Raw genomic sequence first — 11,654 nt, 5'->3', positions numbered from 1 at the left:
CGTGATCCTTGAAGAGCCCGCGGACGGGATCTGCATCGTCCGCATCGACCGGCCGGAACGGCGCAACGCGCTCGACCCGGCGACGATCGCGGCACTCACCACTATCGCCTGCGATCTGGGCGTGCGCGCCGATATCCGCGCCGTGATCCTGAGCGGAGGCGACACGATCTTTTCGTGCGGGATCGATCTCGCCGTGCCCACGGTCGCGGAGGATGCGACGTTGATCGAGCGCCGTCAGGCGCTGCGCGCCGGCCCCGATCTGTGCCGCGCCTGGGAGGAGATCGAGGCGATCACCATCTGCACGATCGAGGGCTATTGCGTCGGCGGCGCCTTCGCACTGGCGCTCGCCTGCGATTTCCGCATCATGGGGGACGGCGCCACGTTCCGCCTTCCCGAGATCGCGCTGGGCATGAACATGAGTTGGCAGACATTGCCACGCCTGACCGCGCTGGTCGGCCCTGCACGCGCAAAGCGGATCGTGCTGTTCGGCGATGCGATCGCCACCACCCAAGCGCTGGACTGGGGACTGGCGGATACATGCGCCGCGCAGGGCGGCGAGCTGGATCTGGCGGTGCGATGGGCCGAACGCGTCGCTACCCTGCCCCCCATCCCCGTCCGGATGACCAAGGAAGCGGTCAACCGCACGTCCGGCGCGCTTCACGCCACGTCCAGCCATATGGACCGCGACCAGTTTCTGCTGACCTCGCTCAGCCATGATTTCGAGGAAGGTGTCGCCGCATTTATCGAGAAACGTACGCCGCGCTTTGATGGCCGCTAGGAGTGGGTTTAGACACATCCGAATCGACCGACGGAGCGTGACCAGCGGATCATGAATGGCTGAGGAAGACGATCTGGTTCTCGCCGCCCTGCGGCGGATGATCGAGGGCGCCGTCGCCCCCGGTGCGCGTCTTGCCGAGCGCTGGTTCGTCGATACCTTCGGCGTGACCCATACCCAGGCCCGCGAAACACTGCACCAACTCGACAAGCTCGGCGCGCTGACATTGTCGTCGCGGCGGGGGGCGACGCTGGCTCGGCCGCAGGATGCCGATCCGACCGACATCAGGCCGATCTGGCAGGCATTGCTCGCGCTGGCCATCGACCGCGCGAAAATCAGGCGGGGCGATATCATCATCGCGCCCGTCGATGCCGCCCCGGGCGCCTGGCGCGACTATCTGAAGCTGAGGACCGCGCTCGCGCTCATCGGCGAAGCGAGCGGGCTGCCGAGGCTGGCGGCGATCTTGCAACGGTTGGGGGTGATGAGCATGATCGCCCACGGCCACGCCAGCCCGATCGACGTCGAGGCGCTGAGCGATCTGGCCGAGCACATCGCGCAGGATCGTTTCGACGATGCTGATCGGCTGATCGCGGCGAGCTTTCTCGAAACCACCCGCCGCTCGCCCGCGCGGCGCGAGGCGGCCCGGCTTCCCGGTGCCGCGACACCCGTGGTGATCGACAAGGGGCGGACCGCGCGCAAGGTCCGTCATTACGTCTCGCGCATCGGGCAAAGGCTGCTTGCCACCAGCCCCTCCGCGCCCTCCGCCACCGATCAGGTCGCGGCGGCGATCTTGCAGCGCATCCAGTTCGGCGCGCTCAAGCCCGGCGACCCGATCCGCGAGCTACCGCTCGCCGCCGAATTCGGCACCAGCCGCGGCCCCGTTCGAGAAGCGTTCCGCCTGCTCGACCGGCACGGCCTGATCAGCATGGAGGGGCGGCGCGGTGTTTTCGTCCGTCGCCTCGACGAGAGCGACGTCGCGGACCTGTTCGCGATCCGCGCGGTGCTGTCCGGCGTGCAGATGGCGGAAGCGGCGCAAGCCCCCGATCGCCCGGCCTGGATCGACGACGAACTCGTCGCCGGCGCCGACCTGCTCGACGCATTGTCACACGATGGGGACAGCCCCTTCGAAAACTACATCGTCGCGCGGCGCACGCTGGCGCTGGTCACGCTCGCGGCCGGCGGCAACATCATGATCGGCCGCCTCGCCGCCGAACTGGAGGGTGAGGTCGCGATCCTCTGGGCCGGTGTCGTAACCCCCCAGCGACGCCTCACCTCGGCGCGCGCCTGGCGGTCGATCGTCGACGCGATCCTTGCTGGTGATGCGACAGAAGCACGCGCGCTGGGCCGCCAGGTCGTCGAGGAAGCCGGCGCGGAAGCACTGAAGACGATCCAGCGCGCGCCGCGCTGATCCCAGCAAGTCTTAGCCCTTCTGGCCCTGTGAGGCAGGACTATTGGCATTGCAACTTTCGCTGGCTGGATCATCCCTTTGCACGTTCAGACAAGGGGGTGGACTTCATCATGCTCAAGTCGCCGGCGGCAGCGCTCACGCTGGCTCTCGCACTTTCGATGCCGGTTACGACGCACGCGCAAAAGCCGATAGCCCCGGCACCTCTCAGTCGAGCAGCAGCTTCAGGAAATCCGCATCCGACCAGTGCGTTGCCGGATCGGCATTGGGGCCGAACGACGCCAGGTCGAGCCGCGCCTGGCGGACGATGACCATGTGCCGCGACGGAATCACATAAAGCCGCTGGTCGCCCGCTCCCGCCGCGACCACCAGATCCTTCGGCAGTTCGGCGGCGCGGCGGCCGATATCGCTGCCCGCCGTCACCGGATCCGGCGTGGCCGACGCGTGCGGTAGCCACCAGGTCAATCCATAGCCGGGATGGGCCGCGCTCCCCTTGAACTGTTCGGCAAAGGCCGCGGGATCGACGAGCATCTTGCCCTGGTGCCGCCCGCCGTCGAGGATGAAGCGACCGAACTTCGCCCATTCGGCCGTCGTCATCGCCGCGCCCTGCGGCAGCAGCGCGTTGCCGTCGGCGCCGCGACGCCATGCCGCGATATGGATGCCCAGCGGATCGAGGATGCGGCGCTTGAGATAGGCATAGGGATCGGCATCCAGCCCGGCCCGGACGAGCTTGCGCCGCATCACCTCCCCGAACACCTGCATCGGCGCCGGGCCATACTGGAACTTCTCGCCCGGCGCCGCCGACAGTTTCTGCACGACCGCTTCGGCATAGGTCGGCGGTTTGCCGATCGTCCCGCCTTGCCCATTGGTCATCGACAGCAGGTGGCGGATCGTCATCTTGCGCCGCACGGGATCGTCCGCCCATTCGGTGATCGTGTCCGCCACAGGTTCGTCGAGCGTCAGCAGTCCGTCCCGCACCGCCGCCGCCGCCATGATCCCGACAAAGCTTTTGGTGCCCGACCAGAGTTCGTGCGGCGCCTCGGCCGGCGTCGTGCGCGTATCGCAGACCGGCTTGCCGTCGCGCATGACGAGCACGGCGAAACCGCGCCGCGCATCCGAATAGGCGGTGGCGGCCGCACAGCCCGCATCGCCCGATCGCGGTACGCCGGCCGGCGAAGCGGCGGCGAGAAGCATTGCGAGGACGATCGAACCCATGGCGGCATATCCTTCTGAACCGGCAATCCGGACCCTATTGCACGGACGGTCGATTGTCGATAATTATGTCAATAATTGGCAAAAGAAACATCGGAGGGGCGATATGGCGATCAGGACGGGTCTGTTCACATCTGCGGCGATCGGAGCGCTTGCCTTCGCGCTGCCCGCCCACGCCCAATCGGACGCCGACCGCGCCGAATCCCCACAAGGCCAATATGCCAATGAGGGCGAGATCGTCGTCACCGCGCGACGGCGTGAGGAGCGGCTGGCCGACGTCCCCACCGCGGCATCGGTGATCGACGCGCAGTCGCTGGTCGATCGGGGCGGCGCCTTTTCGAGCGGCGAACTGCTCGCCGACCAGCCCAGCGTCCGCTTCAACAATCTCAATTCCGCGGTCACTTCCGAAATCTCGATGCGCGCATCCTCCACCGCGCGCGCAACCAATGGCGATCCCAGCGTCGGCCTCTATCGCAACGGCAGCTATATCGGCGGCGGCGCGATCGGCGGCCGCAATTTCACGCGACTGGACATGATGGACATCGGCCGCGTCGAGGTGCTGCGCGGCACCCAGGGCGCCCTCTACGGCCGCAACGCCGTGGGCGGCGCGATCAACATCGTCTCCGCCCGTCCCGAATTCGGTTTCAGCGGCTATGCCAGGGCGCGCTACAGTTTCGAGAACGACAGCACCCAGTTGCAGGCGGCGGCGAACATCCCGGTCAGCGACACGGTCGCGCTGCGCTTCTCCGCCGATGCGGTCAACCAGACCGGGGGCTTCTTCTACAATCCCTATCACGACGTCTATTTCGACCGCTCGAACGGCTTCGCCGCGCGTGGCCAGGCCCGGATCAGGAGCGGCGCGCTCGACGTCACCTTCCTCGCCGAAATCCAGGCGATGATCATCCCCAGCATCCATTATCAGGTGTCGATCGCACCGGGGACGCCGGGCTATCCCGGCGGCTATACGCAGGAGAAGTTCAGCTACCCCTGGAACACGCGCCCGCGCGCCGAACAGAATGTGGAGGGGCTGCAGATCTTCGGATCGCTCGACCTGGGCGGCGGCACCTCGCTCAACTGGGCGTCGCTCTACCGCGCCCGGCACTCGCGCTACGATCTCGACAATGACGCGATCAGCGCGGAGGAACTCGCGCGCGCCAAGGCCGCCGGCCTGGTCTCCCCGCTGGTCAACACCGATACCGAATCGGCATCCTATGTCATCGACACCACCAGGACCTTCAACCAGAATCTCTATCTGAACGGCACCGCCGCGAACGGCCGGCTCCATTGGCTCGCGGGCGCCGAGGTGGTCATCCTCGACAGCAATTATCAGGTGACGACCACGCGCACGCCGACGCCCGCCAATGCCTCCACCGGCACGCGCGCGCCCGCCAAACTCGATTACCGGTCCTATGCCGCCTATGGCTCGCTGGGCTTCGACATCACCGACGCGCTGAGCGCCACGGGCGAGATCCGCTACACCAAGGACGACCGCTCGCTCTGGGCGCGGCTGCTCGACCGGGTGACCAGCGCGAATGTCGGCGGCGCCGCGCGCATGGTCGATGCCGGCACCAGGCCGGACAATATCTCGTATAACGCAACCCTGTCGTACAAGACCGGCTTCGGCGTGCTCGGCTATGCCAAGGTCGGCAGCAGCTACCGTGCGGGCGGCTTCAACACCAATCTCGGCGATCCGCGCCAGCCCGTCGTCATCCCCGCCGCCTATGGCAATGAAAAGGCGATGTCCTACGAAGCCGGCATCAAGGGCGACCCGGCCTCCAATCTCTATTTCGCGATCGCCGGCTATTACAACAAACTCGACAATCTGATCGGACAGCTCGACAATGGCTGCGCGATCACGCTGCCCGCTTGCCCCGTCGCGGCCGTCACCTTCCTCACCAATGCCGGCAACGCCAAATCCTATGGCGTGGAGGGCGAACTGACCGCCAGCTTCGATCTGGGCGGCGGCAAGCTGCGCGCGCAATTGAGCGGATCATGGCAGGGCGGCAGGGTGACCAGCGGCCGCTATGACGGGCTCGATCTGCCCCAGGTGCCCGATTATCTCGCCTCGGCCAGCCTCAATTACCGGCATCCCGCAGGCAAGGGCGCGATCGTCGCCAACGCCTTCTACACCGCGCAATGGGGCGGTTTCCAGGAATTGCGCGTCAATTCGGTGCCGCTCGACGATTTCCAGCAGCTCAACCTGAAGCTCGGCTATGAAACCGAGCGTTTCTCGATCGCCGCGATCGCCAACAATGTGACCAACGAGGTCCATTATCTCGCGCGCGACACGACGATCCGCCGCTACAGCCAGCCACGCCTGCTGGGGATCGAGGCGGGGCTGCGCTGGTAGGGGCATTGCCTGCCCCGATTTCAAGCCTGTATGTCGCCGTCATCATGGCCGACGATGTCCGCGTATCGAAGATGCTTTCACTGTGGCTGCGGCACAAGCCGGACGCGGCCGATCTGACGCTCGATGCGCAGGGGTGGACCGATGTGGATGCCGTGCTCGGCGCGCTGACACATGCCGGTGCGCACTGCGACTGGCAGCGACTGCTTCGGATCGTCGAGGAGAGCGACAAGCAGCGCTTCGAACTGTCGGCTGACGCCGCGCGGATCCGTGCGCGTCAGGGCCACTCGGTCAGCGTGGAACTCGACTGGCCCGAAACCGTGCCACCTGAACTTCTCTACCACGGTACGGTTGAGCGCGCACTTTCGGCTATTCTCGCCGAAGGGTTGAAGCCGATGCGCCGCCATCATGTCCATCTGTCGCCCGATATCGAGACGGCACGCCGCGTCGGTGCGCGGCGTGGAGCGCCAGTCATTCTCACGATCAAGGCAGCGGCGCTGCACGCGGCCGGACAACCATTCCTGCTGACCTCGAACCTCGTCTGGCTGACTGCCCAGGTACCGCCCGATTATATCGAGACGCCGGCCGCCTGATCCGCCGCAGGAGTCTAAAGCCGCGGCATCATCGCGGCGTCACGCAGTCCGCGCCACACCCGTATCGCCTGCACCGTTTCAGCGACATCATGCACGCGCAGGATCTGCGCGCCCAGATCGGCGCCGCGCAGTGCCAGCGCGATCGATCCGGCCAGGCGCTGGTCCGCCGGTGCCTCTCCGGATAGCGCACCGATCATGCGCTTGCGGCTGACGCCCAGCATCAATGGGCAACCCAGCCCCTGGAACAGCGCCAGCGCGTTGACGAGTTGCAGGTTGTTCTGCACCGTCTTGCCGAAGCCGATGCCGGGATCGACCACGATCTTCTCGCGCGCGATGCCGCCGGCGACCACCGCGTCGATCCGCGCTTCCAGCCAGTCATAGACCTCGATCACGGCGTCGGTGTAGCGATGCTCGCCATGCCCGCCCGCCTTGGGATCGGGCGAATGCATCAGCACGACCGGGCAGCCGGCCTTCGCCACCACCTCCAGCGCGCGATCGTCCCAGAGCAATGCCGCGACATCGTTGACCATATGCGCGCCGGCCTCGATCGCCGCTTCCATCACCGCCGCCTTGCGCGTGTCGATCGAGACCGCGGTGCCGGCCAGCGAAAGCCGCTCGATCGCGGGCACGACACGCGCAACTTCATCGCCTTCCCAGACCGCAGCAGCCCCCGGGCGCGTCGATTCACCGCCGACATCGATCAGCGCCGCGCCGGCCGCCGCCATCGCGACCCCGGCTGCCGCCGCCGCGACAGGATCGTCGACATGAGCGCCGCCATCGGAAAAGCTGTCGGGCGTCATGTTGAGAATGCCCGCCACCTGCGGCTGATCGAAGCGGATCACCCGCTCGCCCAACGACAAGGCGGCACGTGGTGCGGTCAGCCGCGCGCGGAACATGCTGGCGCTTTCGGCCAGCGCGCCCGGCAGCGCCGCGATCGCCTGGGCGATCCCGGCGACTGGCACTGGCGTTTCGAAAACCCGCGCACCGCCCTCGACCAGGATCAGGTCATAGGCGGCGAACCAGTTCAGCCCACCCGCGAGCCGGTCCACCTGTCCATCGAGCCCGACCGGGCTGTCGACGAACTGGATCGGCCGCAGATACGCTCTCGCTCCGCTCCCCAATGCGGGGAGCCCGGCGATCGTCACGGTTGCGTTGCCAGCAAATAGGTCTGGCGCAGCGCGTCGATCGGCTTCAGCCCATTGGCATCCTCATAATGCCAGAAGGTCCAGCCGTTGCACGAAGGTGCGCCCTGCAGCGCCGCGCCCAGCTTGTGGATGGATCCGCTATCGGTGCCCGCTTCCAACGATCCGTCGACACGGACCGTCGCCCGCCAGCGGCGGCGCGCATCGGTGAGCACGGTGCCGGGCTTGAGCAGGCCGTTCTCGATCAGCAGGCCGAAGGCGACCTTGGGCTGAGCGCGGGGCGACTGCATCGTCACCACGGCGGATTCGTCGAGCGGCAGCGCCGCCGCGATCCGCTCCTGCGCGGCTTCGATATAGACGCCCTCGCGGTCGATGCCGATCCAGCGGCGGCCAAGCCGCTTGGCGACCGCGCCGGTGGTGCCGGTGCCGAAGAAGGGATCGAGAACCACATCGCCCGGCTTGGTGCAGGCGAGCAGGATGCGATAGAGCAAAGCCTCCGGCTTCTGCGTCGGATGGACCTTGGAACCGCCCTTCTTCAATCGCTCCTGGCCGCCGCAGATCGGGAACTCCCAATCCGAACGCATCTGCAGTTCGTCGTTCAGCGTCTTCATCGCGCGATAGTTGAAGGTGTAGCGCGCCTTCTCGCTCTTCGACGCCCAGATCAGCGTCTCGTGCGCGTTGGTGAAGCGCGTGCCCTTGAAATTGGGCATCGGGTTCGACTTGCGCCAGATGATGTCGTTGAGGATCCAATAGCCGGCATCCTGCACGGCGGTGCCGACGCGGAAGATGTTGTGATAGCTGCCGATCACCCACAGGCTGCCATTGTCCTTCAGGATGCGGCGCGCCTCGGTCAACCATTCGCGCGTGAAGCGGTCATAGGCGGCGAAGGTGTCGAACTTGTCCCAGTCGTCGTCGACGGCGTCGACCTGGGTGCCATCGGGGCGAAACAGGTCGCCGCCCAATTGCAGATTATACGGCGGATCCGCGAAGATCATGTCCACCGATTTGTCGGGCAGGCCGCGCATATGCTCGACGCAATCGCCCTTCAGGATCCGATCCAGCGGCAGCTCGACTGCTGCCACATTGTGTCTGATCCGTTCGATAACCCCCATGAAAACCCCGCTTGTCTTGTTCGAGCGGCGGACCCTGAGTCAGCGCGAGTCTCACGTCAAGCAAAGGTTGGTTAATAAATTGTTTCAAGAGTCAATGGGCGATGCGGAACGAAACGAGTCCCCCACATGATCTAGGTTTTGCGCGAAGCTTGTGACTCAAGCGCTTGTGGTGTGGTTAAAAAGACTCAAATCGACAATGAAAGTTGTGAAATCGGCGCGAACGACCGCCGGTGGAGCGGCGTCGGCCCCAATCGGCGCAGCGCATCGAGATGCTGCGGCGCGCCATATCCCTTGTTCGATGCCCAGCCATAACCTGGGAACGCCGCATCGGCCTCCACCATCATCCGGTCGCGCGTCACCTTGGCGATGATGGACGCGGCCGAGATACAAGGCTCCAGCGCGTCTCCGCCCACGATCGCGCGCGAAGGGTAACGCCATTTGGGACAGCGATTGCCGTCGACGAGCACTTCGGCCGGATCGACGCCCAGCGCCTCCACCGCCCGGGTCATCGCCAGCATCGTCGCCCAGAGGATGTTGATCTCGTCGATTTCCTCGACGCTCGCGATGCCGACGCCGACGGTGCAATTCGCGCTGATCGCGGCGAACAGCGTCTCGCGGCGCGCGCCCGTCAACTTCTTGCTGTCGTCGACGCCGACGATACCTTCGGGGCACAGGATCACCGCCGCCGCCACCACCGGTCCCGCCAGGGGACCACGCCCCGCCTCGTCCACACCCGCGATCATGATTCGAGCCTTACCGCCTGATGACCCATCGGGCCATGCCCTGCGCCGAGCCCGGGCGCCGCGAGCAATGCCGCGCGGACAAAGGCGCGCGCCCGCATGATCGCTGGTTCCAGCGCCAGGCCCTGCGCCAATCCCGTCGCGATCGCGCTGGCAAGCGTGCAACCAGTGCCATGGCTGTGTCGCGTCTCGATCCGCGCATCGCTCCAGCGGGCGATCTCCCCATCGGAACCCAGCAGCCGGTCGACCACCACATCGCCCGGCAGATCGCCGCCCTTGGCGAGCACGCGCACGCCGAAGTCCCGCGCGATGCGATCACCGCCAAGTGCCGCGAGTTCGGGCGCATTGGGCGTGACAAGCGTCGCGATCCGCATCAATCGCCCGAACGCGGCGATCGTGGCGTCGTCGGCCAGCACCGAACCGCTGGTCGCGATCATCACCGGATCGAAGACGATCGGCACGCCCGCGAGAGCTTCCAGCCTGTCCGCGACGGCCTCGACGGTCTCGGCGGAACCGATCATGCCGATCTTGACCGCATCGACACCGATATCGTCGATCACCGCGTCCATCTGCGCGACCACCATTTCGGTCGGAATCGCGTGAACGCCGGTGACGCCCAGCGTATTCTGCGCGGTGATCGCGGCGATCGCGGTCATGGCGTGACCGCCCAGCATCGTGACGGTCTTGATATCCGCCTGGATGCCTGCGCCGCCGCCGGAGTCGGAGCCCGCGATGATCAGGATACGCGCGATCACGCCCGGTACTTCCGCTCCGTCGACGCCGGAAATTTTTCCAGCAGTTCCGCTCTCCGCTGCGGGCGCGGCTGAAGGTCACCGCCGCAATTGGGGCAGCGGCCGGCAAGCGGGCCGGTGACGCAATCGATGCAGAAGGTGCATTCGAACGAGCAGATGAAGGCGTCACCCGCCTGCGCCGGCAGATCACGGCCGCAGCGTTCGCAATCGGGGCGCATGGCGAGCATCAGGCGGCGGCGGCCTTCACCGCGTCGCAGATGCGATCGACCACCGCCTCCACCTGCGCGGCATCATCGCCTTCCGCCATCACGCGGATCACCGGCTCGGTGCCGGAGGGGCGGATGACCAATCGGCCCTTGCCAGCGAGTTCGGCCTCCACATCGGCGATCACGGCCTTGACGGCTGCGTCCTCCAGCGGCTTCCCGCCCTTGAAACGGACATTCTTCAGCAATTGCGGCACCGGATCGAACAGCCGCAGCAATTCGCTCGCCGGTTTGCCGGACTCGACGAGTTCGGCGAGGATCTGGAGCGCGGCGATCAGGCCGTCGCCCGTGGTGGCATAATCGCTCAGGATGATGTGCCCGGACTGTTCGCCACCGACATTGAACCCGCCGGCCCGCATGCGTTCGAGCACATGGCGATCGCCGACCTTGGTCCTTTCGAGCGTGAGCCCCTGAGCATTGAGATAGCGTTCCAGCCCGAGATTCGACATGACGGTGGCAACGACACCGTCCCCCATCAACCTGCCCGCACGCGCGAAGCTGGTGCCGATCAGCGCCATCAACTGATCGCCGTCGACGATCGTGCCAGCCTCGTCGACCACGATCAGGCGATCCGCGTCCCCATCGAGCGCGATGCCGATATGCGAGCCCGACGCGACGACGGCTTCCTGCAGGGTCTGGGGCGCGGTCGAACCGCAATCGCGATTGATGTTGAGCCCATTGGGCTCGACGCCGATCGCGATCACTTCCGCGCCCAGCTCCCACAGCGCCGACGGGGCCACCGCATAAGCCGCGCCATTGGCGCAATCGACGACGATCTTCAGACCATCGAGCCGCAGATGATCGGGGAAGGCCGATTTGGCGAAATGGATGTAGCGCCCGCGTACATCCTCGACGCGGCGGGCGCGGCCGATCTCGGCCGCCGGGGCCAGCGGCACGGACGCTTCGATCAGCGCCTCGATCGCCGCCTCGTCCTCGTCCGACAATTTATAGCCGTCCGGCCCGAAGAGCTTGATGCCGTTGTCGGCGAACGGGTTGTGGCTGGCCGAGATCATCACGCCCAGATCGGCGCGCATCGATCGCACCAGCATGGCCACCGCCGGCGTCGGCATCGGCCCGACCATCACGACATCCATGCCGACACTGGTGAAACCCGCCACCAGCGCCGATTCCATCATATAGCCGGAAACCCGCGTATCCTTGCCGATGACGACACGGTGCTTGTGATCGCCCCGCAGGAAATGCGCGCCCGCCGCCATGCCGACCTTCATCGCGATCTCGGCGGTCAGCGGCCAATCATTGGTGCGGCCGCGAATACCGTCGGTGCCGAAGAATCTGCGAGTCACTGGCCTGGC

Annotated in this window: 11 protein-coding genes; 4 read left to right on the top strand and 7 right to left on the bottom strand. The window is 66.3% G+C overall.

Annotation, left to right across the window (positions count from 1 at the left end):
- Nucleotide 1: 1 nt before the first annotated feature.
- Together ACODTA_RS10355 and ACODTA_RS10350 are read left to right on the top strand one after the other, a co-directional pair.
- On the top strand, nt 2-778 hold the full coding sequence (locus ACODTA_RS10355; RefSeq protein ID WP_489066197.1) for an enoyl-CoA hydratase/isomerase family protein: 777 nt from the start codon (nt 2-4) through the stop codon (nt 776-778).
- Between the two features lie 55 nt (nt 779-833).
- Entirely contained in the window at nt 834-2,183 is a 1,350-nt protein-coding gene (locus ACODTA_RS10350; RefSeq protein WP_489065827.1) for a GntR family transcriptional regulator, read from the top strand.
- 204 nt (nt 2,184-2,387) lie between these two features.
- Here the strand turns inward: ACODTA_RS10350 and ACODTA_RS10345 are convergent, their stop codons facing one another.
- The gene (locus ACODTA_RS10345; protein WP_489065826.1) at nt 2,388-3,395 is read right to left on the bottom strand and encodes a serine hydrolase domain-containing protein; all 1,008 of its coding nucleotides are present in this window, start codon (nt 3,393-3,395) and stop codon (nt 2,388-2,390) included.
- A 103-nt stretch (nt 3,396-3,498) separates the two neighbouring features.
- Between ACODTA_RS10345 and ACODTA_RS10340 the strand changes: the two genes are divergently transcribed.
- Nucleotides 3,499-5,742 carry a TonB-dependent receptor gene (locus ACODTA_RS10340; protein WP_489065825.1) on the top strand — a complete coding sequence of 748 codons (2,244 nt, stop codon included), beginning with the start codon at nt 3,499-3,501 and terminating at the stop codon, nt 5,740-5,742.
- Between the two features lie 44 nt (nt 5,743-5,786).
- The gene (locus ACODTA_RS10335) at nt 5,787-6,332 is read left to right on the top strand and encodes an RNA 2'-phosphotransferase (protein WP_489065824.1); all 546 of its coding nucleotides are present in this window, start codon (nt 5,787-5,789) and stop codon (nt 6,330-6,332) included.
- 14 nt (nt 6,333-6,346) lie between these two features.
- On the opposite strand, the gene folP is transcribed toward ACODTA_RS10335, so the two are convergent.
- From folP to glmM, 6 genes are all read right to left on the bottom strand, one after another.
- Nucleotides 6,347-7,477 carry a dihydropteroate synthase gene (gene folP, locus ACODTA_RS10330; protein WP_489065823.1) on the bottom strand — a complete coding sequence of 377 codons (1,131 nt, stop codon included), beginning with the start codon at nt 7,475-7,477 and terminating at the stop codon, nt 6,347-6,349.
- Nucleotides 7,474-8,586 carry a site-specific DNA-methyltransferase gene (locus tag ACODTA_RS10325; protein ID WP_489065822.1) on the bottom strand — a complete coding sequence of 371 codons (1,113 nt, stop codon included), beginning with the start codon at nt 8,584-8,586 and terminating at the stop codon, nt 7,474-7,476. The genes folP and ACODTA_RS10325 overlap by 4 nt, the downstream gene beginning before the upstream one ends.
- A 185-nt stretch (nt 8,587-8,771) precedes the next feature.
- The gene (gene rnhB / locus ACODTA_RS10320; RefSeq protein ID WP_489065821.1) at nt 8,772-9,329 is read right to left on the bottom strand and encodes a ribonuclease HII; all 558 of its coding nucleotides are present in this window, start codon (nt 9,327-9,329) and stop codon (nt 8,772-8,774) included.
- Nucleotides 9,326-10,081: a bifunctional hydroxymethylpyrimidine kinase/phosphomethylpyrimidine kinase gene (thiD, locus tag ACODTA_RS10315; protein ID WP_489065820.1), complete on the bottom strand. Its 756-nt coding sequence runs from the start codon at nt 10,079-10,081 to the stop codon at nt 9,326-9,328. Before thiD ends, rnhB begins: the two co-directional genes overlap by 4 nt.
- Entirely contained in the window at nt 10,078-10,305 is a 228-nt protein-coding gene (locus ACODTA_RS10310; RefSeq protein ID WP_489065819.1) for a DUF1272 domain-containing protein, read from the bottom strand. The genes thiD and ACODTA_RS10310 overlap by 4 nt, the downstream gene beginning before the upstream one ends.
- Nucleotides 10,305-11,645, bottom strand: a complete 1,341-nt coding sequence (gene glmM / locus ACODTA_RS10305) for a phosphoglucosamine mutase (RefSeq protein ID WP_489065818.1) — start codon at nt 11,643-11,645, stop codon at nt 10,305-10,307. The genes ACODTA_RS10310 and glmM overlap by 1 nt, the downstream gene beginning before the upstream one ends.
- Nucleotides 11,646-11,654: the final 9 nt, after the last annotated feature.

This window comes from Sphingomonas sp. FG14, assembly GCF_057809675.1.
Note: the sequence above shows the minus strand (reverse complement) of the source record. Positions and strands in the feature narration are given on the sequence as shown.